Annotated in this window: 20 protein-coding genes; 13 read left to right on the top strand and 7 right to left on the bottom strand. The window is 73.6% G+C overall.

Going from position 1 to position 22,090, the window contains the following annotated elements:
* The first annotated feature begins 44 nt into the window (after positions 1 to 44).
* From VMF51_RS14180 to VMF51_RS14160, 5 genes are all read left to right on the top strand, one after another.
* Positions 45 to 368 (top strand): hypothetical protein, encoded by a 324-nt coding sequence (locus VMF51_RS14180; protein WP_325475091.1) that lies wholly within the window; start codon positions 45 to 47, stop codon positions 366 to 368.
* A gap of 152 nt (positions 369 to 520) precedes the next feature.
* Entirely contained in the window at positions 521 to 2,464 is a 1,944-nt protein-coding gene (locus VMF51_RS14175; protein WP_325475090.1) for a M13 family metallopeptidase, read from the top strand.
* A complete protein-coding gene (locus VMF51_RS14170) occupies positions 2,461 to 3,207 on the top strand; it encodes a 2-phosphosulfolactate phosphatase (protein ID WP_325475089.1) in 747 nt (248 codons plus the stop codon). Before VMF51_RS14175 ends, VMF51_RS14170 begins: the two co-directional genes overlap by 4 nt.
* A gap of 41 nt (positions 3,208 to 3,248) precedes the next feature.
* Positions 3,249 to 3,782 carry a hypothetical protein gene (locus tag VMF51_RS14165; protein ID WP_325475088.1) on the top strand — a complete coding sequence of 178 codons (534 nt, stop codon included), beginning with the start codon at positions 3,249 to 3,251 and terminating at the stop codon, positions 3,780 to 3,782.
* Between the two features lie 24 nt (positions 3,783 to 3,806).
* On the top strand, positions 3,807 to 4,103 hold the full coding sequence (locus VMF51_RS14160; protein WP_325475087.1) for a DUF2470 domain-containing protein: 297 nt from the start codon (positions 3,807 to 3,809) through the stop codon (positions 4,101 to 4,103).
* Between the two features lie 6 nt (positions 4,104 to 4,109).
* Here the strand turns inward: VMF51_RS14160 and VMF51_RS14155 are convergent, their stop codons facing one another.
* Positions 4,110 to 4,256, bottom strand: a complete 147-nt coding sequence (locus VMF51_RS14155; protein WP_325475086.1) for a hypothetical protein — start codon at positions 4,254 to 4,256, stop codon at positions 4,110 to 4,112.
* Between the two features lie 104 nt (positions 4,257 to 4,360).
* Between VMF51_RS14155 and VMF51_RS14150 the strand changes: the two genes are divergently transcribed.
* Genes VMF51_RS14150 through VMF51_RS14140 form a run of 3 tightly spaced genes read left to right on the top strand, consistent with a single transcriptional unit; the run spans position 4,361 to position 7,693 of the window.
* The gene (locus tag VMF51_RS14150; protein WP_325475085.1) at positions 4,361 to 4,618 is read left to right on the top strand and encodes a GlsB/YeaQ/YmgE family stress response membrane protein; all 258 of its coding nucleotides are present in this window, start codon (positions 4,361 to 4,363) and stop codon (positions 4,616 to 4,618) included.
* 37 nt (positions 4,619 to 4,655) lie between these two features.
* Positions 4,656 to 6,782 (top strand): RecQ family ATP-dependent DNA helicase, encoded by a 2,127-nt coding sequence (locus tag VMF51_RS14145; RefSeq protein ID WP_325475084.1) that lies wholly within the window; start codon positions 4,656 to 4,658, stop codon positions 6,780 to 6,782.
* Positions 6,783 to 6,802: 20 nt separating this feature from the next.
* Positions 6,803 to 7,693, top strand: coding sequence for an LLM class flavin-dependent oxidoreductase (locus VMF51_RS14140; protein ID WP_325475083.1), 891 nt, complete (start codon positions 6,803 to 6,805; stop codon positions 7,691 to 7,693).
* A gap of 1 nt (position 7,694) precedes the next feature.
* On the opposite strand, the gene VMF51_RS14135 is transcribed toward VMF51_RS14140, so the two are convergent.
* Positions 7,695 to 8,282, bottom strand: coding sequence for a hypothetical protein (locus VMF51_RS14135; RefSeq protein WP_325475082.1), 588 nt, complete (start codon positions 8,280 to 8,282; stop codon positions 7,695 to 7,697).
* Positions 8,283 to 8,399: 117 nt separating this feature from the next.
* On the opposite strand from VMF51_RS14135, the gene VMF51_RS14130 reads away from it, so the two are divergent.
* Positions 8,400 to 9,443, top strand: a complete 1,044-nt coding sequence (locus VMF51_RS14130) for a hypothetical protein (RefSeq protein ID WP_325475081.1) — start codon at positions 8,400 to 8,402, stop codon at positions 9,441 to 9,443.
* A gap of 93 nt (positions 9,444 to 9,536) precedes the next feature.
* Here the strand turns inward: VMF51_RS14130 and VMF51_RS14125 are convergent, their stop codons facing one another.
* Positions 9,537 to 11,012, bottom strand: a complete 1,476-nt coding sequence (locus VMF51_RS14125) for a DHA2 family efflux MFS transporter permease subunit (RefSeq protein ID WP_325475080.1) — start codon at positions 11,010 to 11,012, stop codon at positions 9,537 to 9,539.
* Between the two features lie 101 nt (positions 11,013 to 11,113).
* Positions 11,114 to 11,602 (bottom strand): glutathione peroxidase, encoded by a 489-nt coding sequence (locus VMF51_RS14120; protein WP_325475079.1) that lies wholly within the window; start codon positions 11,600 to 11,602, stop codon positions 11,114 to 11,116.
* Positions 11,603 to 11,665: 63 nt separating this feature from the next.
* Here VMF51_RS14120 and VMF51_RS14115 point away from each other — a divergent pair, with 63 nt between their 5' ends.
* The gene (locus VMF51_RS14115) at positions 11,666 to 14,392 is read left to right on the top strand and encodes a DEAD/DEAH box helicase (RefSeq protein WP_325475078.1); all 2,727 of its coding nucleotides are present in this window, start codon (positions 11,666 to 11,668) and stop codon (positions 14,390 to 14,392) included.
* Positions 14,392 to 15,072 (top strand): SWIM zinc finger family protein, encoded by a 681-nt coding sequence (locus VMF51_RS14110; RefSeq protein ID WP_325475077.1) that lies wholly within the window; start codon positions 14,392 to 14,394, stop codon positions 15,070 to 15,072. Before VMF51_RS14115 ends, VMF51_RS14110 begins: the two co-directional genes overlap by 1 nt.
* Here VMF51_RS14110 and VMF51_RS14105 read toward each other — a convergent pair.
* Complete coding sequence (locus tag VMF51_RS14105) at positions 15,069 to 17,939, bottom strand: BTAD domain-containing putative transcriptional regulator (RefSeq protein ID WP_325475076.1); 2,871 nt, start codon at positions 17,937 to 17,939, stop codon at positions 15,069 to 15,071. The genes VMF51_RS14110 and VMF51_RS14105 overlap by 4 nt on opposite strands.
* A 154-nt stretch (positions 17,940 to 18,093) precedes the next feature.
* Between VMF51_RS14105 and VMF51_RS14100 the strand changes: the two genes are divergently transcribed.
* Positions 18,094 to 19,155, top strand: coding sequence for a class I SAM-dependent methyltransferase (locus VMF51_RS14100; RefSeq protein ID WP_325475075.1), 1,062 nt, complete (start codon positions 18,094 to 18,096; stop codon positions 19,153 to 19,155).
* A 4-nt stretch (positions 19,156 to 19,159) separates the two neighbouring features.
* Here the strand turns inward: VMF51_RS14100 and VMF51_RS14095 are convergent, their stop codons facing one another.
* Both VMF51_RS14095 and VMF51_RS14090 read right to left on the bottom strand, forming a co-directional pair.
* The gene (locus VMF51_RS14095; protein ID WP_325475074.1) at positions 19,160 to 19,903 is read right to left on the bottom strand and encodes a hypothetical protein; all 744 of its coding nucleotides are present in this window, start codon (positions 19,901 to 19,903) and stop codon (positions 19,160 to 19,162) included.
* Positions 19,904 to 19,913: 10 nt separating this feature from the next.
* On the bottom strand, positions 19,914 to 20,483 hold the full coding sequence (locus VMF51_RS14090; RefSeq protein WP_325475073.1) for a TetR/AcrR family transcriptional regulator: 570 nt from the start codon (positions 20,481 to 20,483) through the stop codon (positions 19,914 to 19,916).
* Positions 20,484 to 20,576: 93 nt separating this feature from the next.
* Here VMF51_RS14090 and VMF51_RS14085 point away from each other — a divergent pair.
* A partial coding sequence (locus VMF51_RS14085; protein ID WP_325475101.1) for a carboxyl transferase domain-containing protein occupies positions 20,577 to 22,090 on the top strand: 1,514 nt, incomplete at its 3' end.

The raw sequence follows: 22,090 nt of genomic DNA, 5'->3' as shown, positions 1-22,090 counted from the left end.
CGGCCGCCGACGCCATCCCCTTGCCCACCGGGCAGGATGGGCGCATGAGCACCCACGACCACGAGCACGACCACGACGGCCCGGACGAGGACCTGGTCCGCCGGGCCGGCCACATCATCCTCGACGGCGTGACCGCGTCCGACGTCGAGAACGACGACGCGATGGAGCTCGCCTTCGGCAAGCTCCTCGAGATCGACGCCATCGAGGTGCTGATGGACGAGGAGGAGGGTGAGCTCGAGCTCGACATCTCGCCCCTGATGAGCGGCGTCCTGCTGGTCGTCAGCGAGCTCGTCGACGAGCTGGCCCAGCGCGACGGCAGCAGCCGGGAGGACGTCCTCGCGCGGATCCGCACCCGCATCGACGGCTGAGCCCGAGCGGCCGATCCGGTCGCCCCAGGTTCATCACGGGATGCAGACCAACCCGCACCTCCCATGGTGGGTACGCCGTGGGAGGCGCGAGCTCGTCTGCATACCGTGATGAACCAGCAGCCCCCCGCCCCCCATGACCTACGCTCGACCGCGTGACGATCCTCGATGACGCCCGCGAGGGCATGAACCTCGACATCCGTCCCCAGGACGACCTGTTCGGCCACGTCAACGGGCGCTGGCTCGACGAGACCGAGATCCCCTCCGACCGCTCCAGCTGGGGGCCGTTCGTGCAGCTCGCGGACGCGGCCGAGAGCGACGTCAAGGCGATCATCGAGAGCCTCGCCGCGGGTGACGCGGCGAGCATGACGGACGACGCCCGCAAGATCGGCGACCTGTTCGCGTCCTTCATGGACACCGACGCGATCGACGCGAAGGGCCTGCGCCCGGTCCGTCCGCTGATCGACGCGGTCGACAGCCTGCGCGACGTCCGCGACCTGGCGGCGTTCCTCGGCGAGTTCGAGCGGATCGGCGGGCACGGGCTGTTCGGGTCCTACATCGACAGCGACGACCGCAACTCCGACCGCTACCTGTTCCACCTGGTCCAGGGCGGGCTGGGGCTGCCGGACGAGTCGTACTACCGCGACGAGAAGTTCGCCGAGGTCCGCGACAAGTACGTCGCGTACCTGACCCGCCTGCTAACGCTCGCCGAGCACCCCGACCCGGCCGGCGCCGCCGCGACCGTGCTGGCCATCGACACGAAGCTGGCCGCCGGTCACTGGGAGCGGGCGGAGACCCGCGACGTCCAGAAGACGTACAACCTGCTCACCGAGGCCGACCTCAAGGAGCTCTGCCCGAGCTTCGACTGGGACGCCTACGTCACCAACCTCGGCGGCAACGAGCTCACGATCGCCGAGTCGTGCGTGCGGCAGCCGTCGTACTTCGGCCACCTCTCGACGGTCCTCGACGAGGTCCCGATCGAGGAGTGGCGTGCCTGGCTGCTGACCCACGTGCTGCGCTCGTCCGCGCCGTACCTCACCGACGACTTCGTCGAGACCAACTTCGACTTCTACGGCCGCACCCTCAACGGCACCCCGGAGCTGCGCGCCCGCTGGAAGCGCGGGGTGGCGCTGGTCGAGGGCGCGATCGGCGAGGCCGTCGGAAAGGAGTACGTCGCCCGCCACTTCCCGCCGACCTCCAAGGCGCTGATGGACGAGCTGGTCGCCAACCTGCTCGCGGCGTACCGCGCCTCCATCGCGGAGCTCGACTGGATGACCGAGGAGACCAAGCAGCGGGCGTACCAGAAGCTGGAGACGTTCCGGCCGAAGATCGGCTACCCGGAGAAGTTCCGCGACTACTCCGCCCTGCAGGTCAGCAAGGACGACCTGCTCGGCAACGTGGCGGCGGCCTCCCGCTTCGAGACCGACCGCCAGCTCGCGAAGATCGGCAGCCCGGTCGACCGCGACGAGTGGTTCATGCTCCCGCAGACGGTCAACGCCTACTACAACCCCGGCACCAACGAGATCTGCTTCCCGGCGGGCATCCTGCAGAAGCCGTTCTTCAGCCCGGACGCGCACGCGGCCGAGAACTACGGCGGCATCGGCGCGGTCATCGGCCACGAGATCGGCCACGGCTTCGACGACCAGGGCGCGCAGTACGACCCGCACGGCAACCTCGAGGACTGGTGGACCGCCGACGACAAGGCGGCCTTCGAGGTGAAGACCAAGAAGCTGGTGGAGCAGTACGACGGCTTCGAGCCGCGCAGTCTGCCCGGGGAGAAGGTCAACGGCTCGCTGACCGTCGGAGAGAACATCGGCGACCTCGGCGGCCTGACCATCGCGCACCGCGCCTACCTGATCTCCCAGGGCGGCACGGCGCCGGTCGAGGAGCGGCGGATGCTGTTCTCCAACTGGGCCTACGTCTGGCGGACCAAGCGCCGCAAGGAGCAGGAGCAGCAGTACCTCACCATCGACCCGCACTCCCCGCCGGAGTTCCGCGCGAACATCGTCCGCAACCTCGACGAGTTCCACGAGGTCTTCGGGACGCAGCCCGGCGACGGCCTCTGGCTCGACCCGGACGACCGCGTCCGCATCTGGTGAACCCCGCCTGGCAGCAGGCGTCGTCCGACGTCCGCTTCGAGTGGGGTCCGAGCGGCGCGGCCGCGCTGGCGGCCGACGTGACCGTGGTGGTCGACGTGCTGTCGTTCTCGACCACCGTGTCGGTTGCGGTGGAGCGCGGGATCGAGGTGTTCCCGTTCCGCTGGCGCGACGTGCGGGCGACGACGTACGCGATGACGCGGGACGCCGTCCTCGCCGTCGGCCGTTCGGAGGCGGGTCCGGGACAGATCAGCCTGTCGCCGGCGACGGTGCGCGCGGCCACCGACGTACGGCGCCTGGTGCTGCCGAGCCCCAACGGGTCCTCGATCAGCTTCGAGCTGGCCGAGGCGGGCGGCGAGGTCGTGGCCGGGTGCCTGCGCAACGCGTCGGCCACGGGCGCCCTCCTGGCCGAGCGGGTCCGGTCCGGCGCGAGCGTCGGCGTGGTCGCGGCCGGCGAGCGCTGGCCCGACGGCACGCTGCGCCCGGCGATCGAGGACCTGTGGGGCGCGGGTGCCTTGCTCGCGGCGCTCGAGGAGCACGGCGTCGGGCGTCCGAGCGCGGAGGCGCGGGCCGCGGCGGCGGCGTACCGCCTGGTCGCCGGGGACCTCGGGACCGCGCTGCATGAGTGCGCGAGCGGGGTCGAGCTGGTCGGCAACGGCTACCCCGAGGACGTCGCGGTCGCCGCGGAGCTCGACGCGAGCGCCGTCGTACCGCTCCTGCGCGGGGAGTCGTACGTCGCGGCCTGACCCCCCTTGGCTCACGTTTGTAAGCGTGTAATCCTGTAATCATGAGTCAGGACGAGACGCACGACATGATCCGGGGCTGGTTCACCGGCCGCCTCCCGGAGACCTGGAGCGCCGGTCCGGCCGACATCGCCGTCGACCGCGAGGAGATCACCGTCCGGCTGAGCATCCCCGACGTCGCCGTCGCCGAGGGCGCCTCACCGGCGGAGCTGGCCGAGGCGCGGGCCGGCCGCGCGAAGGCGTTCCGCGAGGACACCCGCGAGGCCCGGATGGCCATCGCCCGGGAGGCCGAGCACCGCTACGGGCGCAAGGTCTCCTGGGGGGCGCGACTCGGCGAGGGCGAGGACGCGTACGCCGAGCTGTGGACCCACCTGTCGACGCCGGTCATGACGCGCCTGCGCCAGCCCCAGCGGCAGGTCCTCGACACGCTGGTCGACGCCGGCGTGGCCCGCTCGCGCGCGGAGGCGCTGGCCTGGTGCGTGCGGCTGGTCGGGCAGCACGAGGGCGACTGGCTGGCCGACCTGCGCGACGCGACCGACCGGGTCGCCGGCGTACGGGCGAAGGGGCCGGCCGCCTGACTGGTGCCGCACTAGGCTGGACCGGTGACCTTCCCCGAGCCGGTCGTCGCCGCGGTGCTCGCGCACATGAACGACGACCACACCCACGACAGCCTGCTGATCGTCCGCGCCTTCGCTCTCCCCGACGCCGTCGACGCGACCATGACCGGCTTCGACGGGGACGGCGGGGTCTGGTCGGCGACGACCGCCGACGGCACCGAGGAGGTCCGGGTGGCGTGGCCCGCGGCGCCGATCACCGAGCGTGCGGAGGTGCGCCGCGAGATCGTCGCGCTGTACGACGCGGCCTGCGAGCGGCTGGGCGTCGAGGCCCGCGCGCACTGATCCGGCTCAGCGGCCCTCGTGGGTCGTCAGGCCCGTGTCGACTCGGCCGGTGGTCACCTCCGGCGTCGTCGGTGCGGCGATGAGGACCAGGTAGACCGCCAGGGCCAGCAGCCCGGGCACGGTCCCGACGAAGCGGCGTACGGGGTGGTCCATGCCTGGGAGTACCCGCGACGCGTCGCGGGCTCACCCTCACCCGGACCGGGTGATTTCCGCTTCCGACCATCGGCACGCGCGCGTTCAGGGCCTACCGTCGACGCATGCTCATCCTTGGGATCATCGTGTTCGGCATCCTCGTCGGTGGCCTCGCGCAGCTCGTGCTGGGCAGCAGGATGGACTCCGTGAACTGGTCGGTGGCCATCGTCGCGGGCCTCGTCGGCTCCTTCGTGGGCGGCCTCGCGGTCAGCCTGCTCGCCGGCGACGGGCTGGAGCTGCAGCCCAGCGGCCTCATCGGCTCCTTCCTCGGCGCGCTCGTGGTGACCCTGGGGTGGAACGCCGTCCAGGGCCGCCGAGCCTGAGCGACGGGTTGTCGGCGTCCGCTGGTAGACAGGCGGCATGACCACCCCCGCTGACACCGCCGTCGACGTACGCGCCCGGGCCGAGGCGCACCTCCGTGCCCTGGTGGGCCGCGACGACGCGGTCCTGCGTGAGGACCAGTGGTCGGCGATCGAGGCGCTGGCGGTGGACCGGCGCCGAGCGCTGGTCGTGCAGCGCACCGGCTGGGGCAAGTCCGCGGTCTACTTCGTGGCCACGCTGCTGCTGCGCGCCGAGGGGGCCGGACCGACCGTCATCGTCTCCCCGCTGCTCGCGCTGATGCGCAACCAGATCGCCGCCGCCGAGCGGGCCGGCATCCGCGCGGTGACGATCAACTCCACCAACATCGAGTCCTGGCAGCCGATCCACGACGCCATCAACGCGGGCGAGGTCGACGTGCTGCTGGTCAGCCCGGAGCGCCTCAACAACCCCGGGTTCCGCGACGAGGTGCTGCCCAAGCTGGCCGCGACCTGTGGACTGCTGGTGGTCGACGAGGCGCACTGCATCTCCGACTGGGGCCACGACTTCCGCCCCGACTACCGCCGGATCCGCACCCTGCTCGGCGACCTGCCCGCCGGGATCCCGGTGCTCGCGACGACCGCCACCGCCAACAGCCGGGTGACGCACGACGTGGCCGAGCAGCTCGGCAGCTCCGGATCCCTGGGCGACGTGCTGGTCCTGCGCGGCTCGCTCGACCGCGAGTCGCTGCGCCTCGGCGTCGTACGCCTCAAGACCGCGCAGCAGCGGCTGGCCTGGCTGGCCGACCACCTCGCCGAGCAGCCCGGCTCCGGCATCGTCTACTGCCTGACCGTGGCCGCCACCCAGGAGATCGCCGACTACCTGCGCTCGCGCGGCCACGACGTCGCGGCGTACTCCGGCCAGACCGAGCAGACCGAGCGGCTCGCGCTGGAGGCCGACCTCGCGGCCGGCCGGGTCAAGGCGCTGATCGCCACGTCGGCGCTGGGCATGGGCTTCGACGCCACGTTGGGGTTCGTGGTCAACATGGGGGCGCCGCAGTCGCCGGTGGCCTACTACCAGCAGGTCGGCCGTGCCGGCCGCGGCACCGACGAGGCCGTCGTGGTGCTCCTGCCCGCGCTGGAGGACCGGGACATCTGGGCGTACTTCGCCTCGCTCGCCTTCCCGCGCGAGGAGCTGGTCCGCCAGACGCTCGACGTGCTCGCCGCGGAGGGCCGACCGCTCAGCACGGCTGCACTCGAGGCGCACGTCGACCTCAACCGCACCCGTCTCGAGACGATGCTGAAGGTCCTCGACGTCGACGGCGCGGTCCGGCGGGTCCGGGGCGGCTGGGAGTCGACGGGGCAGCCGTGGTCGTACGACGCCGAGCGCTACCAGCGGGTGACCGAGGCCCGCGAGCGCGAGCAGCGGGCGATGCTCGACTACCTCGACACCGACCGCTGCCGGATGCGCTACCTCCGCGACCAGCTCGACGACCCGGACGCCGCCGACTGCGGGCGCTGCGACAACTGCGGCGGCCTGCAGCTGTCGACGGACGTCTCGGCGGCCGCGGTCGAGGAGGCCGACGCCCGGCTGTCGCGGCCCGGCGTGCCGATCGAGCCGCGCAAGATGTGGCCGACCGCGCTGGCCAGCATCGGCATCGACTGGAAGGGCAAGATCGCCGAGCCCGCGAGCGAGGGTCGGGTGGTCGCCCGGCTGACCGACCTGGGGTACGGCGGGGCGCTGCGCGAGCTGTTCCGGGTCTCGACGGGCTCGACCGGCGAGGTCGTCGACGGCCCGGTGCCGGTGCCGCTGGTCCAGGCGGTGGTCGCGGTGCTCGGTGACTGGCGGCCCCAGGTCGACGCGATCGTGCACGTCGAGTCGGCGACCCGGCCCACCCTGGTCGCCGACCTCGCGGCCGGGCTGGCTCGCTACCTGAAGGTCCCGGTGGCCGGCACCTTCGCGATCGTCGACCCCGACGTCGCGCCCGGACAGGGCGCCGCCAACTCCGCCCAGCGGGTCGCCGCCGTGGGCCGGCGCTACTCCCTGCACGCCGACCTGCCGCCCGGCGCCCGGGTCCTGCTCGTCGACGACCTGGTCGTCACCGGCTGGACCCTCACCGTCGCCACCCGCGCGCTGCGCCAGGCTGGCGCGGCCGAGGTACTGCCGCTGGCGCTCGCGGCGCAGTCCTAGCCTCGGCCTAGGCTCCGGGCATGCGCATCGGCCTCACCCTCCTGACCGACCAGCCCTGGAGCGAGGCGGCCCCTCGGTGGCGCGCCACGGAGGCGATGGGCTTCGACCACGCCTGGACCTACGACCACCTGACCTGGGGCGGGCTACCGGAGGCTCCGTGGCGCGGCGCGACCCCGACGCTCGCGGCCGCCGCGGGCGTGACCGAGCGGATCGGGCTCGGGACGCTGGTGGCGGCGCCGAACTTCCGCCACCCCTACCTGCTCTTCCGCGACGCCCAGGCCCTGGAGGACATCTCGGGCGGCCGGTTCCTGCTCGGCCTCGGGACCGGCGGCGACCTGGACTCCCGGGTGCTCGGCGGGGCCGAACTGTCGGTGCGCGAGCGGGTCGACCGGTTCCAGGAGTTCGTCGGCGTGCTGGAGCAGCTGCGCGACGGCGACCACGTCACCACCGAGGGGCGCTGGTTCTCGGCCGCCGACGCCCGCACGCGGCCCGGCCTGCCGCACACGCCGTACCTCCTCGCGGCCAACGGCCCCCGCTCGCTGCGCTTCGCCGCGGCGCACGGGAGCGGCTGGATCACCACCGGGCCGTACGCCGCCGACACCGTCGACCGCTGGTACGCCGGCCTGGCCGACTCCGCGCACGCCTTCGACGACGCCCTGGCGGAGGTGGGCCGGGACCCGGGCACGGTGCCGCGCTACGTGCTCACCGACGACACCCCGCACCTCTCCGGGACGGGCCGGTTCGCGCTGTCGAGCGTGGGCTTCTTCGAGGAGATCGCCGGCCGGGTGGCCGAGCTCGGCTTCACCGACCTGGTCACGCACTGGCCGCGCCGGGACACGGCGTACGTCGGCGACGAGGCGGTGCTCGAGGCGGTCGCCCGCGACGTCCTGCCCCGGCTGCAGGGGTCCTAGGTCACCAGCGGACGGTCCCGACCGCGCGGATCGCGTTGACCGCGGAGGCGAGCGGCAGGTCGAAGTCGGCGCCGTCCTCGCCGATCGTCACGACGGGCGCCGGCGAGGCGCTCACGTCGACGAACCAGGTGCGGTCGTCGACCTCGGTCACCGGGGACAGGTGCAGGTCGAAGGGCTCCCACAGGTCGATCTCGCCGGCTTCGCTGCGTCGCTGCAGCTCGGCGAGGTCGTAACGCCCGGGGTCGGCGTACGACGGGACGGCGAGCGAGAAGGAGGCCAGCGCGGTGCTCCCGAGCAGCACTGGGTCGGGCGACTCCAGGCGCAGCCGCCACCAGCCGTCCTCCTCCTCGCGCTCGCACGGGAGGGTGACGGTGAGCGTGCCCTGCTCACCGCCGGCGAGGGTGATGGTCAGCTCGGCGGTGTCGCCCGCCGCGGACCGCTCGGCGAGCCGGTCGCGGCGCTCGCCCTCCTCGCGGGCCTCGGTCTCGGCCTCGCGGGCCGCGACGGCCTCGGGCCGGTACGCCTCGGCCTTCTCGGTGAGGTCGGCCACCAGTCCGGTGGCCAGCTTCGCGACGTCCTTCCAGCCCATCTCTGTCTCCTCGTGCGTGATCGGGAGGCCCGACCCTAGGTCGCGGCCGACCCGGCGCGCTCGATGATTTCCGGGGACCCTGGACATCGAACTGAAACTCGTTCTAGTTTGCCCCGCATGACCCGACCCCTGCGCGTGATCCAGTGGACGACCGGCAACATCGGGCGACGCTCGCTGCATGCGATCCTCGCCCGGCCCGATCTCGAGCTCGTGGGGGTGTACGCCCACGGCGCCGACAAGGTGGGCAGGGACGCCGCCGAGCTGTGCGGCTGGCCGGAGCCGACGGGCGTCCGGGCGACGTCCGACATCGCGGAGCTGCTCGCGCTGGGCGCCGACGCGTGCTGCTACAACCCGCTGTGGCCCTCGGTCGACGAGCTCTGCGCGCTCCTGGAGGCCGGCGTCAACGTCTGCTCCAGCGCGGCCTGGATCACCGGCGGGAAGCAGACACCCGAGGACCTGGAGCGGGTCCGCAAGGCCTGCGAGCGGGGCAACGCGACGATCTTCGGCAGCGGCGCGCACCCGGGCATGACCAACCTCGTCGGCATGGTGCTCAGCGGCTCCTGCGAGCGGGTCGAGGAGATCCGGATCACCGAGTCGGTCGACTGCTCGACGTACGAGTCGGCGGGCACGCAGACGGCGATGGGCTTCTCGCAGCGCCCCGACACCCCCGGCCTGGCCGAGTCGGTACGCCGCGAGTCCGAGGTGTTCGCCGAGTCCGCGGCGATGATGGCCGACGCGCTCGGCGTGACCCTGGACCGGATGACCTTCGACGTCACCTTCACCGAGGCGACCGGCGACACCGACCTCGGCTTCATGCAGATCCCGGCCGGCACGGTCGGCGGGGTGATGGGCTACCACCGCGGCTGGGTGGGCGACCGCAACGTCGTCAGCGTCGGCTTCAACTGGACGATGGGCGACCACGTCGTACCCCCGAAGCCGCTGGCGCACGGCCACGTCATCCAGGTCTTCGGCGTGCCCAACATGCGCACGGTCATCCACTGCCTGCCCCCGCAGGACTGGACCGAGGGGTTCATGGACCTCGGGATGATCTACACGGCGATGCCGGTCACGAACGCGGTCCCGTACGTCGTCGCCGCCCCGCCCGGGATCGTCACCCTGGCCGACCTGCCCCCGATCACCGGCCGGGTCGCCCTCACCTGACCCCGAGAACCGCCGAGCCGGCGCGAGTTCGCGCCGGGTCGGCGGCAAACTCGCGCCGGCTCGGCGCGGGGTGGGTGGGGCGGCGCGAGTGGCTCAGTGGCCGGCGAGGAGGGTGGGGTCGACCGCGTGCTCGGCCTTCTTGCGAGGCAGGAAGAACGCGGGGATCAGCACCAGCAGGACCATCACCGTGGCGACCGTGAAGACGTTGCCGAACACGTCGGCGAGGTCGCCGACCGGGTCCGTGGGGCCGACGTCGTTCTTGATGCCGTTGGTGAGCAGCACCGAGAAGATCGCGGTACCGATCGAGGCGGCGACCTGCTGGATGATGTTCATCAGCGTCGAGCCGCGGGCGATGGTGTGCTCGCGCAGCGTCTGCAGCGCCGCCGACATGATCGGCATCATCGTGGCGCCCATGCCGAGCCCCTGGATGAACAGCGCCAGGCCGAGGAACCAGTACGACGTGGTGTCGTCCAGCGTGGCGTAGAGGCCCAGGCCGACCGTGATCGTGGCGACACCGGCGAGCACGATCTTGCCGGGGCCGATCTTGTCGCTCAGTACGCCGGCGACCGGCATCGTGAGCATCGCGCCGATGCCCTGCGGGGCCAGCAGCAGGCCGGCCATCATCGCGGACTCGCCGCGCACGCCGATGTAGTACTGCGGGAAGAGCAGGCTGGCGCCGAAGAACGCGATCGCGAACAGCGACATGGCGATCACCGCGAAGGTCAGGGTGCGGTTGGCGAACAGCCGCAGGTCGACCAGCGGGTGGGCGTTGCGGCGGCTGAGCGCCCACGGCACGAAGGCGACGATCAGCACCAGGCCGATGACGGCGGGCACCAGCACCTTGGCGTGCCAGGCGGAGCCGGTCTCGGGGATCGTCGAGACGCCGTACAGGAACAGCGCCAGGCCGGGGGAGAGCAGCACCATGCCGAGCCAGTCGAAGGTCTCCGACGGGGTGGGGTCGTCGGCCGGCAGCACCTTGGCGGAGTAGACGAGGGCGACGATGCCGATCGGGACGTTGATCAGGAAGATCCAGTGCCACGAGGCGTTGTCGATCAGCGCGCCGCCGAGGATCGGGCCGGCGATCGGGCCGAGCAGCATCGGGATGCCCATCACGGCCATCACCCGGCCGACCCGCTCCGTGCCCGCGGCCCGGGTCAGGATCGTCATGCCGAGCGGCACCAGCATGCCGCCGCCGAAGCCCTGCAGGACCCGGAAGGCGACCAGCATCTCCAGCGAGGTGGCCACCGCGCACAGGGCCGACCCGGCCGCGAAGAGCGCGATCGCGGTGAGGTAGAGCCGCTTGGTGCCGAACCGGTCCGAGGCCCAGCCGGTCAGCGGGATCACGCTCGCGAGGGCGAGCGTGTAGGCCGTCATCGTCCAGGCCACCTGGGCGGTGGTGGCGCCGAACTCGGCCTCGAAGGTCTTCAGCGCGACGGAGACGACGGTGATGTCGAGGATCGACATGATCGCGCCGAGCACCACCACGCCGGCGACGAGGAGGACGCCGCGGTCGAGCTTGTCGGAGTCGGCGCTGGGGGAGGGAGGACTGGTGGAGGGGGCGGTGGTCACCGAGAAAGGTTACGAGCGCACCCGGTCCGCCGACGACCGACTTTCGTCGCCGGAGGGTGTGTGCTCGCTCACCCGGGCGGCCCCCGAGGGCCGCCGGAGGATCAGGCCGTGATCGCCTTCACGGCGTCGACCAGCGCGGGGTCGCCCGGATCCACGCGCGGGCCGAACCGGGCGACCACGGTGCCGTCGGCGGCGACCAGGAACTTCTCGAAGTTCCACGCCACGTCGCCGGCCTCGCCCTGCTCGTTCGGGGTGGAGACGAGCTCGCTGTAGATCGGGTGCCGGCCGTCGCCGTTGACCTCGATCTTCTCGGTCATCGGGAACGTCACGCCGTACGTCGCCGAGCAGAACTCCGCGATCTCCTCGGACGTGCCGGGCTCCTGGCCCATGAACTGGTTGCACGGCAGGCCGACCACGGTGAACCCGGCGGCGGCGTACTCCTCGTGGAGCTGCTCGAGACCGGCGTACTGCGGGGTCAGCCCGCACTTGCTCGCGACGTTGACCAGCAGGGCGGGGCGGCCGCCGGTGATCTCGCCCAGGGTGGCGGGCGTGCCGTCGAGGCGGGCGATCGGGGTGTCCAGGATGCTCATGAGAGTCGAGCCTAGTAACCGCCGTGAACCTCGGTGTCGGCGTCCCGGGCTACGGTCCCTGTCGTGAGTTTCGTGCCCGTCTCCGGTCCGGCGACCTTCCGAGCCGCCGAGCCGCCGCGGGAGGGCACCGTCGAGTTCAGCGACGACCGGCGCACCGTGGTGCTCCCGATCCGCTCGGCGCTGCCCGTCCTCACCAAGGCGCAGGCGCGTGACGACCTGCACCCCAGCGTCTCGCTGCTGGCCGGCGCTGCGCTGCTCGGCCTGCGGCTGGTCGCGGCGGGCAAGCTGGAGCCGGCGACCGGGCCGGTCCCGGCGTGGCAGGTCGCCCCGTTGGACGCGGACGACCGCGAGCGGATCAGCCTGCTGGCGGGCAGCCGGGGTGCGATCGGCCTGGAGCCCGCCGCGGCCACCGAGCTGGTCCGCTCGGTGCTGGCCGCCGTGGTCGACGCCGTCCCGCGTACGGCGCCGGAGGCGGCGCGGCCCGACCCGGCCCCCGACTTCCGATCGCGCCTGAAGCGTCGCATCGAGCAGCACCGGGAGGAGCCGCCCGACCGGCGCCCGCAGCTGGTGTCGATCTCGCTGCGGGTCGAGGCCGACGAGGAGGAGCTGGTCGACGGCGCGGTGCGGGTGGTCCTGCAGGTCCACGACGAGCAGAACCCGCTGCACGTGAGCGATGCGGCCGTCCTCTGGGCGGAGGGCGGTCCGGACGCGAGCCACGGGTTCGGCGACCGGGCCCGGACCCACGCCACCATCGCGCTGCGCGCCGCGGCCGAGGCCTGGCCGGTGCTCGACCGGCTGCTGGAGCTGAGGGTGCCCGACCAGATCACCCTCGACGGTGCCGAGATCGCGAGCCTGCTCGAGGACGGGGTGGCCGCCCTCCGGGAGCGCGGCGTCGACGTGCTGTGGCCGCGCTCGCTCGGCCGCGACCTGACCACGCGCGCCGTGCTCGACCGCGCGCCCGCCGACTCCGGTCCGCGCGAGGAGCCGCTGCAGACCGGGCTGTTCGGCGCGGGTGAGCTGTTCGCCTTCAACTGGCAGGTCGCCCTGCACGGCGACCCGCTCACCGAGGAGGAGATGGAGCAGCTCGCCCAGTCCGCCTCGCCGCTGTTGAAGCTGCGCGGCAACTGGACGGTCATCGACCCCACGGTCGCCCGGCGCGCCCGCAAGCGGCTGCTGCGTCGGGTCAGCGCCGGCGAGGCGGTGGCGGCGACGCTGACCGGCACCGCGCTGGTGCCCGTCCCCGGCGCCGAGGCCGAGGAGACCCAGGTCGTCGTGGGCGCGTCCCTGCTGAAGGTGCGCGAGCGGTTGACCAGCGCGGTGACCCGGGAGCCGGTGCCGGTGCCGGCCGCGCTGCAGGCCACGCTGCGCGACTACCAGCGCCAGGGGCTGACCTGGCTCGCCGAGCTGACCGACCTCGGCCTGGGCGCCTGCCTGGCCGACGACATGGGCCTGGGCAAGACGATCACCCTGATCGCGCTCCACCTGCACCGGGTCGAGCACAGCCCGACACCCGTCGGGCCGACGCTCGTGGTCTGCCCGGCCAGCCTGCTCGGCAACTGGGAGGCCGAGATCGAGCGGTTCGCCCCCGGCACGCAGGTACGCCGCTTCCACGGCGGCCAGCGCTCGCTCGAGGGTCTCGACGAGGCCGACCTGCTCGGGTCGGCCGGCGGTGGGTTCGTGCTGACGACGTACGGCACCATGCGGGTCTCGGCGGAGGAGCTCGCCGCGGTGCCGTGGGACCTGGTCGTCGCCGACGAGGCCCAGCACATCAAGAACTCCCGCTCCTCGACCGCCCGCGCGCTGCGCTCCATCCCGAGCGCCGGCCGGGTGGCGCTGACCGGCACGCCGGTCGAGAACGACCTGACCGAGCTCTGGTCGATCCTCGACTGGGCGACGCCGGGCCTGCTCGGCAGCCGCAACGCCTTCCGCAAGGTGTGGGCCGCCCCGATCGAGTCGGGGGTGGAGCCCACCAAGGCCAAGCAGTTCGCGGAGCTGGTCGAGCCGTTCCTGCTGCGCCGCCGCAAGTCCGACCCGGGCATCGCCCCGGAGCTGCCGCCCAAGACCGAGACCGACCACCCGCTGCGGCTGACCCGCGAGCAGACGGTGCTCTACGAGGCGTTCGTCCGCGACACCATGGAGCGGATCGAGCGCGCCGACGAGGACGCCCGCCGCGGTCTGGTGCTGATGCTGCTGACCGGCCTGAAGCAGATCTGCAACCACCCGGCCCAGTTCCTCAAGCAGTCGGGTGCGGCGCGGCTGGCCGGGCGCAGCGAGAAGCTGGACCTGCTCGACGAGCTGCTCGCGACCGCGCTCTCCGAGGACGGCGCGGTGCTGGTCTTCACCCAGTACGTCGCCATGGGCCACCTCCTGGAGAGCCACCTCGATCGCACGGGGGTGCCGCACCAGTTCCTGCACGGCAGCACCCCGGTGCGGCAGCGCGAGGCGATGGTGCGCGCGTTCCAGGCGGGCGAGCAGCCGGTCTTCCTGCTCTCGCTCAAGGCCGGCGGCACCGGCCTCAACCTCACCCGCGCCGACCACGTCGTCCACCTGGACCGCTGGTGGAATCCCGCGGTCGAGGACCAGGCGACCGACCGCGCCTACCGGATCGGCCAGACCAAGCCGGTCCAGGTGCACCGTATGGTCACCCGCGGCACCGTCGAGGAGAAGGTCGCCGAGCTGCTGAAGCGCAAGCGCGCGCTGGCCGACTCCGTGCTCGGCCGCGGCGAGGCCGCGCTGACCGAGCTCAGCAACGACGAGCTGCGCGACCTCGTCACCCTGCGGCCGAGCTGATGACCCGGCACCTGCACCCCCGCATCGCCCCGCGGCGCTCCGCCACCCGGGCGACGACGTGGTGGGGCAAGGCCTGGGTCCGCGCGGTCGAGGAGTCTGCGTTCGCCCAGGAGGACCTGGTCGCGGCGCGCAAGCTGTCGCGCACCGGACGGGTGGGCCAGATCGCCGTTGAGGAGGGCGGCTACTACGCGGCGGTCGAGGACGAGCACGAGATGGTCACCGTCGCCGGGGTGCTGCCGGTCCTCGACGCCGACGGCCGGGCCGCCCTGGTCGAGGTGGTCGCGGCCGAGGCCGGCCGGATCGCCGCTCTCCTCGCCGGGGAGCTGCCGCACCTGCTCGTCGAGCACGCCGACGAGGCCGGCGTCGAGCTGCTGCCGTATGGCGGCGAGCTCGGCTCGGCCTGCACCTGCGACGCCTGGACCGACCCGTGCCGGCACGCGCTCGCGGTGCTCTACCAGCTCACCTGGCTCCTCGAGGCCGACCCGTTCGTGCTGCTCCACCTGCGCGGGCTGGCCCGTGAAGAGCTGCTGGCCCGGCTGCACGAACGGGAGCAGGCGCCGCCGGGCCGGGACGACCCCGGCGACGCCGACCTGGAGTCGGCGCTGGACGCCGCGCTGCGGGCGGCCCGGCTGCTGGAGCTGCTCGACGATCCCGACAGCCGGGTCGACCACCTGCTCTAGGTTCCGACGAGTCCGGGGAGCAGCTCGAGCAGCTCCTGGCCGGCCTCGACGGGGCTCCGTCCGGCTCCGGTCGCCCAGGCGGCGGAGTACCCCTCCTCGCCGAGCACGGCCCGGGCGTGCCGCAGACCGGCGTCGATCCGGATCGCCTCCGCGCCGTACGCCGCGTCGGTGCCGGACGTCGCGGCGACCAGCTCCACGAGGGCGTGCGCCGCGCCGAGGCGCTCGAGCAGCGGCGCGACGTTGCGCAGGCAGGTGAGGAAGAGCGCCGCGTTGCCCGACGCGATCCAGTGCCGGATCGCCCGGCAGGTGTGCTCGACGGTGTCGGCGGTGAGCGGCCCGGAGCGGCATCGGATCGCGGTGTCCACGGTGGTGGCGATGCCGAGCACCAGCCGGTTGTCGACCGGGGTGGCGATCCGGATCGCGTCGGCCGAGGCGGCCAGGGCGTGCTGTGGATCGGAGTCGGCGAGCACCTCCGCCTCGGCGTACCGCACGAACGCCGACCAGGTCGGGTTGCCGGAGCGGATCGCGGCGCGGTGGGCGACCGCGAGCAGGTGGGTGGCGTCGCCGCCGGCGTACGTCTCGGCGAGCACCATGCCGACCGCGGCCGTCGCGGCGTACGACCAGGCGCCGGCCGCGTTGGCCGCCTCGTAACCCGCGCGGCTGCAGCGCATCGACTCGTCGAGGTCCCCCACGGCCAGGGCGACGTCGGACAGCGCGTCGAGCGCCCGGGCCGCGACGACCGAGCCCGGCTCGGCCAGGGCCACCGCGCGCTCGCCGTGGGCGCGGGCGGCGTCGTACGACCCGGTCAGCCAGTGGTACGACGCCGCGCAGACCTGCACCGTCGCCGTCTCCCCGGCGTCGCCGAGGTCGAGTACGTCGAGCGCCCAGCGCAGCACGTCGGGCCGCAGCCGGTAGTACGCCCAGCGGTCGAGGCCGCCGACCAGCCGGGCGGCGAGCGCCGCCTCCCCGCCCGCGATCGCCCACCGGACCGCCGCGGCGACGTCGGCCTGGGCCGCGTCCAGGCGAGCCCCCCACCCGGCCTCCTCCGGACCGAGCAGGCCGGTCGCGGCCCGCTCGACGAGGTCGGCGGCCCAGGAGGCGTGCGCGCGGCGCACGGCCGCCAGCTCGATCTCGTCGAGGCGGGCGCGGGCGAAGGCGCGCAGCGTCTCGAGCATCCGGTACTCGCCGCGTCCTCGGGGTCCGGGCCGGACCAGCAACGAACGCTCGGCCAGCACGCCGACGAGGTCGGCCGCCCCCGGGCCCAGCACCGCCTCGGCGGCGTCGAGGTCGAAGCTGCCCGCGAAGACCGAGAGGCGCAGGAACACCGATCGCTCCGCGGGCGCGAGCAGGTCGACCGACCAGGCGATCGTCGCGCTCAGGGTCCGCTGGCGCCGGGGACCGCGTCGTCGTGTCGAGTGGAGCAGGTCGAGCCGGTCGGACAGCCGTGCGTGCAGGTCGTCGAGCGTGAACGCTCCGACCCGGCCGGCGGCGAGCTCGATGGCGAGCGGGAGGCCGTCGAGGCGGCGGACCAGGTCGGCGACCGCGCGCAGGGTGGCTTCGTCGGTCGGGAGGTCGGGCGCCACCGCCGCCGCCCGCTCCAGGAACAGGGCGACCGCGGGAGACTCCGCCGCCTCCGACCCGGCGGCCGGCAGCTGCAGCGGGGGCAGGAGGAGGACCTGCTCGCCGACGGCCGCGAGCCGCTCCCGCGAGGTGGCGAGCACCCGCAGCCGCGGGCCGGCCGCCAGCAGGTCCTCGGCGAGCTCGCCCACCACCCCGAGCAGGTGCTCGCAGTTGTCGAGCACCAGGATCCGGTCCGCGGACACCGCGCGGTGCCGGACCGCCTCCGCCAGGGTCGCGCCGGGGAAGGCCTCCACGCCGAGGGCGCCCGCGACCGCGGGCAGCACGCCGGACGGGTCGCTCACGGTCGCGAGGTCGACCCACCAGTGCTCGCGCTCGCTGACGGCGTGCGCGGCCAGCGTCGTCTTGCCGACCCCGCCCGGGCCGACCACGGTGACGCAGCGGTGCAGGCCGAGCATCCGGTCGAGCGTCGCGAGCTGGGCGTCCCGTCCGTGCAGCCGCGGACCCGCCGCCCCGCCGGGCTCCTCGGGGCGTACGACGCTCAGCCGGCGGCCCGGCGCCGGCCGGCGGAGCAGCAGCTCGCGGTGCAGGTCGACCAGCTCGGGGGAGGGGTCCAGGCCGAGCTCGTCCGCGAGCCGCCGGCGGTGCACGGCGTACGCCGCGAGCGCGCCGGCCACGTCGCCGGTGCGCCGCAGGGCGGTCATCAGCAACCCGACGGCGCGCTCGCGCAACGGCTCGTCCGCGACCAGCAGCCGCAGCTCGCCCACGGCCCGGTCGGCGTGGTCGGTCTCGAGGAGCGCGGCGGCCCGCTCCTCGAGGGCGCCCAGCCGCGCCTCGGTCAGCCGCAGCGCCTCGCCGGCGGCCAGGTCCTCGGCCAGGACGCCCCAGGCGGGTCCCCGCCACAGGGCCAGCGCGGCGTCGTACCGCTGCACGCGCGCGGTCGCGTCCTCGCCCGGCACCGGTGCGATCCGGGCCAGGAAGTCGTCGGAGTCGAGGCGCACGTCGGCGTCGTCGAGCCGGTAGCCCGCGCTCGTCCGCTGCACCAGTGCGGCCTGCTCGGCGAGGGCCCGGCGCGCCCGCGCGACGGTGGTGTGCAGCGCGGCCCGGGCCTCGCCCGGCGGCTCCTCGCCCCAGACGTCGTCCACGAGCCGCTCGACAGCCAGCGCCCGGCCGTGGGCGAGGACCAGCGCGGCCAACAGCCGGCCCGGCCGGCCCGCGGGGAAGGGGACCGGCCCGTGCGCCAGCACGAGCTCGGGCTCGCCGAGCACGCGCACCGCCAGGACCGTCATCCGCTCAGGATGATCCCGTTCGTCCGTGCGGCGCCACGACATTCCTGGGCATCTCCGCCACCTGCCAGCCCCTGTCAGCCCGGTGACGGCCGTCTGTCAGGCCGGGCGCGCAGGCTGCGATCCCGAACGATCCGAGCCACCCCCCGGAGGACCCATGAAGACCGACGACCTCGCCGAGCACCTGTTCGGCTCCGTGCTCGGCGCCCTGGACGTGCTGTCGCTGCACATCGGCGACCAGCTCGGCCTCTACCGGCTGCTCCACCGACGCGGCCCGTCCACCGTCGCCGAGGCGGCGGCCGGAGCCGGGATGCAGGAGCGCTACGCCCGCGAGTGGCTCGAGCAGCAGACCGTCGCCGGGTTGCTCGAGGTGGACGCCCCGTCTCTACCCGCCGACGCGCGTCGCTACTCGGTGCCCGAGGAGCACGTGCCGGTGCTCGTCGACCCCGACTCGGTCGCCTACTTCACCCCGTTCGCCCGCATGGTCGCCGCCGCAGCGGTCCAGCTGCCCGCGCTGCTCACCGCGTACCGCGAGGGCGGCGGCGTCGGCTGGAGCGAGTACGGCGCGCTGATGCGCACCGCGCAGGCCGACGCCAACCGGCCGCTGTACCTCAACCTGCTCGGCAGCGAGTGGCTGCCCGCGGTGCCGGACGTGCACCAGATCCTGAGCGAGGGAGGCCGGGTCGCCGACGTGGGCTGCGGCGAGGGCTGGTCGTCGATCGGGATCGCCCTGTCGTACCCCGCCGCGACCGTGACCGGCTTCGACGTCGACGCCGACTCCGTCGACGCGGCCCGCGGGAACGCGGCGTCGTACGGTCTCGACGACCGGGTCGCCTTCCACCTCGTCGACGCCGCGGAGGCACCCGGCGCGGGCGGATTCGACCTGGCCACCGCGTTCGAGTGCGTCCACGACCTGCCGGACCCGGTGGCCGTGCTGGCCGGCGCGCGCCGGCTGCTCAAGCCGGGCGGCACCCTGGTCGTGATGGACGAGCGGGTGCCCGAGGAGTTCACCGGTCCGGGCGACCCCGTGGAGCAGCTGATGTACGGCGTCTCGATGCTGGTCTGCCTGCCCGACGGGCTGTCCCACGAACCGTCGGTCGGGACCGGCACCGTGATGCGCCCGGCCGTGCTGCGGGAGTACGCCGAGCAGGCCGGATTCGGCTCGGTCGAGGTGCTGCCGATCGAGCACGAGATGTTCCGCTTCTACCGGCTGTCGTGAGACCTCAGGAGTAGTCGTACAACTGGCAGCCGCCCGCGATCACCCGGCGCCACACCTGGGTGTCCAGGACGCCGTTCTGCTTGAGCTGGGCGCTGGCGCGGACCACGTCGATCCGCTCCGCGATGCGCTCGTCGTAGAAGGTGGTGCGCTTCCGGTCGTCGGTGAGCCGGATCTCCTCGTCGGGGCGCAGCTCGGCGTCGACGGTGATCAGCATGTCCTGCAGCTCACCGATCCAGATCCGGTTGCGCGGGTCGCTGGCGGCGGGGGTGCCGACCTCCAGCCGCGGCGCCTCGCTGACGGGGACCTCGCACAGGCACATCGCCCGGTGGTCGCTGCCGTCGCGCAGGAACGTCACGTTGTCGCGCTGGTGGGCGGGCTCGGTCATCCGGTCCACGCAGAGCTCGGTGCGGTCGCCGGGGCCGGCGTACAGGACCCAGCGGGGGCGGGCGTCGGAGCTCTCCGGGGTCCAGCGGGCGTCGCAGGATCGCCGGGTGTCGAGGTAGCGCAGGTCGACGTCGGGCGTGTTGACGATCTCGGTCCGCAGGGTCGCGGCGTTGTCGCCGAGGCCCACGACCATGACCGCCTCGCCGGTGCAGTCCAGGTCGACCTGCGGGATGCCGAGGCCCAGCGGGTCCGCGACCGGAGCCGGCCGCCGGCCGGGGTCCTCGCCCTGGGCCAGGGCCACCGCGATCCCGCCACCGGCGCCGAGCACGGCCGCGACGACGAGAGCGACGAGCCGGGCACGCATGGCCCGCACCCTACGAGACGCCGAGCGCTCCGAGGGCCATCCGCACGAGGAGCTCGTGCATCGGCTCGTCGGGCAGCAGCCCGCTGTGCGGGGTGGAGTTGATCAGTCCGAAGGACGCGTGGGCCATCGCTCGGGCCTCGTCGAGCCCGAGCCCGGGGTGCACCCGGCGCAGCTGGTCGGCCCACAGGTCGACGTACGCGCGCTGCAGGGTCCGGACCTGCTCCCGCGCCTCGTCGGGGAGCGACTCCCAGTCGCGGTCCTGGACGACGATGAGAGCCCGGCGCCGGAGGGCGAATCCGGTGTGGAAGTCGACCAGCGCCCGGAGGGCGTCGGCGCCGCTGGTCGCGCTGTGCACCCGTTCGCGCCCGACGGCGAGCAGCTCCTCGCTGATCGAGACCAGCATCGCGGCGAGGACGGCGTCCTTGGACGGGAAGTGCTTGTAGAGCGCCGGTCCCGAGATGCCGCAGGCCGCGCCGAGGTCGGCGACCGAGACCCCGTGGAAGCCGCGGGCCGCGAACAGCTCGGCGGCGGTGGTGAGGATCTGGTCGCGCCGCGTGGGGGCCTCGGCGGCGCTGGTCATGGGGCTCAGGCTATCGGCGTACGGCGCCCGCCCGCCGGGGCGTCCGTCCTGGCGCGGGTGGTTAACGATCGCTAACCTGGCATCGTGGCGCAGATGAGAGAGCTGGTCGACGAGCTGCACGAGCGGCTGGCCCGGGTGCGGCGCGGCGGCAGCGAGGCCGCGCGGGACAAGCACACGGGACGCGGCAAGCTGCTGGTGCGCGAGCGGGTGGACCGGCTGCTCGACCCGGGCAGCCCGTTCCTGGAGCTGAGCCCGCTGGCGGCGTACGGCATGTACGGCGAGGAGTGGGCCGTCCCGAGCGCGAGCATCGTGACGGGGATCGGCCGGGTGCACGGTCGCGAGGTGATGGTCATCGCCAACGACGCGACCGTGAAGGGTGGGACGTACTACCCGATGACGGTCAAGAAGCACCTGCGCGCGCAGGCGGTGGCGGCCGAGAACCGGCTGCCGTGCATCGCGCTGGTCGACTCCGGCGGGGCGTTCCTGCCGATGCAGGACGAGGTGTTCCCCGACCGGGAGCACTTCGGCCGGATCTTCTTCAACCAGGCGCAGCTGTCGGCGCGCGGCATCCCCCAGCTCGCCTCGGTGATGGGCTCGTGCACGGCCGGCGGCGCCTACGTGCCGGCGATGAGCGACGAGACCGTGATCGTGCGCGACCAGGGCACGATCTTCCTCGGCGGTCCGCCGCTGGTGAAGGCCGCGACCGGGGAGGTCGTCACGGCCGAGGAGCTCGGCGGCGGCGAGGTGCACGCCCGCACCTCCGGCGTGGTCGACCACCTCGCCGACGACGACGCGCACGCGCTGGCCATCGTGCGCGGGATCGTCGACACCCTTCCCCTGCCGGGGGCGGCGCCCTGGGAGGTGCGCGAGGTCGAGGAGCCGCACGAGGATCCGGCCTCGATCTACGACGTCGTCCCCGCCGAGGTCCGCACGCCGTACGACGTCCGCGAGGTGATCCGGCGCATCGTGGACGGCTCGCGGTTCACCGAGTTCAAGCGGCTGTACGCCGAGACGCTGGTGACCGGCTTCGCGCACATCTGGGGCCACCCGGTCGGGATCGTCGCCAACAACGGGATCCTGTTCGGCGAGTCGGCGTTGAAGGGCGCGCACTTCATCGAGCTGTGCAACCAGCGCGGCATCCCGCTGGTCTTCCTTCAGAACATCTCGGGCTTCATGGTCGGCAGGGAGTACGAGAACGGCGGCATCGCCAAGGACGGCGCCAAGCTCGTCACCGCCGTCGCCTGCTCGGTGGTGCCGAAGTTCACGGTGGTCATCGGCGGCTCCTTCGGCGCCGGCAACTACGGCATGTGCGGACGGGCCTACGACCCCCGCTTCCTCTGGATGTGGCCGAACGCCCGGATCTCGGTGATGGGCGGCGAGCAGGCCGCGTCCGTGCTCGCGACGGTCGCGGGCCGCCCGGACGACGAGGAGCTCAAGGCGCCGATCCGGGAGCAGTACGAGACGCAGGGCTCCCCCTACTACGCCACCGCCCGCCTGTGGGACGACGGGATCATCGACCCCGCCGACACCCGCCGCGTCCTCGGCATGGGCCTCGCGGCCGCTGCCAACGCGCCCGTCCCCCCGCCCGCCTACGGCGTCTTCAGGAT

The sequence above is a fragment of the Nocardioides sp. genome (assembly GCF_035503875.1).
Classification (GTDB): Bacteria; Actinomycetota; Actinomycetes; order Propionibacteriales; family Nocardioidaceae; genus Nocardioides.
The sequence above is the reverse complement of the archived record's forward strand: the minus strand, read 5'-3'. Positions and strand labels throughout refer to the sequence as shown.

Coding starts and splice junctions, on each gene's coding strand:
- VMF51_RS14180 (WP_325475091.1), top strand. CDS start 45: ATGAGCACCCACGACCACGAGCACGACCACGACGGCCCGGACGAGGAC.
- VMF51_RS14165 (WP_325475088.1), top strand. CDS start 3,249: ATGAGTCAGGACGAGACGCACGACATGATCCGGGGCTGGTTCACCGGC.
- VMF51_RS14155 (WP_325475086.1), bottom strand. CDS start 4,256: ATGGACCACCCCGTACGCCGCTTCGTCGGGACCGTGCCCGGGCTGCTG.
- VMF51_RS14150 (WP_325475085.1), top strand. CDS start 4,361: ATGCTCATCCTTGGGATCATCGTGTTCGGCATCCTCGTCGGTGGCCTC.
- VMF51_RS14145 (WP_325475084.1), top strand. CDS start 4,656: ATGACCACCCCCGCTGACACCGCCGTCGACGTACGCGCCCGGGCCGAG.
- VMF51_RS14140 (WP_325475083.1), top strand. CDS start 6,803: ATGCGCATCGGCCTCACCCTCCTGACCGACCAGCCCTGGAGCGAGGCG.
- VMF51_RS14135 (WP_325475082.1), bottom strand. CDS start 8,282: ATGGGCTGGAAGGACGTCGCGAAGCTGGCCACCGGACTGGTGGCCGAC.
- VMF51_RS14130 (WP_325475081.1), top strand. CDS start 8,400: ATGACCCGACCCCTGCGCGTGATCCAGTGGACGACCGGCAACATCGGG.
- VMF51_RS14120 (WP_325475079.1), bottom strand. CDS start 11,602: ATGAGCATCCTGGACACCCCGATCGCCCGCCTCGACGGCACGCCCGCC.
- VMF51_RS14110 (WP_325475077.1), top strand. CDS start 14,392: ATGACCCGGCACCTGCACCCCCGCATCGCCCCGCGGCGCTCCGCCACC.
- VMF51_RS14105 (WP_325475076.1), bottom strand. CDS start 17,939: ATGACGGTCCTGGCGGTGCGCGTGCTCGGCGAGCCCGAGCTCGTGCTG.
- VMF51_RS14100 (WP_325475075.1), top strand. CDS start 18,094: ATGAAGACCGACGACCTCGCCGAGCACCTGTTCGGCTCCGTGCTCGGC.
- VMF51_RS14095 (WP_325475074.1), bottom strand. CDS start 19,903: ATGCGTGCCCGGCTCGTCGCTCTCGTCGTCGCGGCCGTGCTCGGCGCC.
- VMF51_RS14090 (WP_325475073.1), bottom strand. CDS start 20,483: ATGACCAGCGCCGCCGAGGCCCCCACGCGGCGCGACCAGATCCTCACC.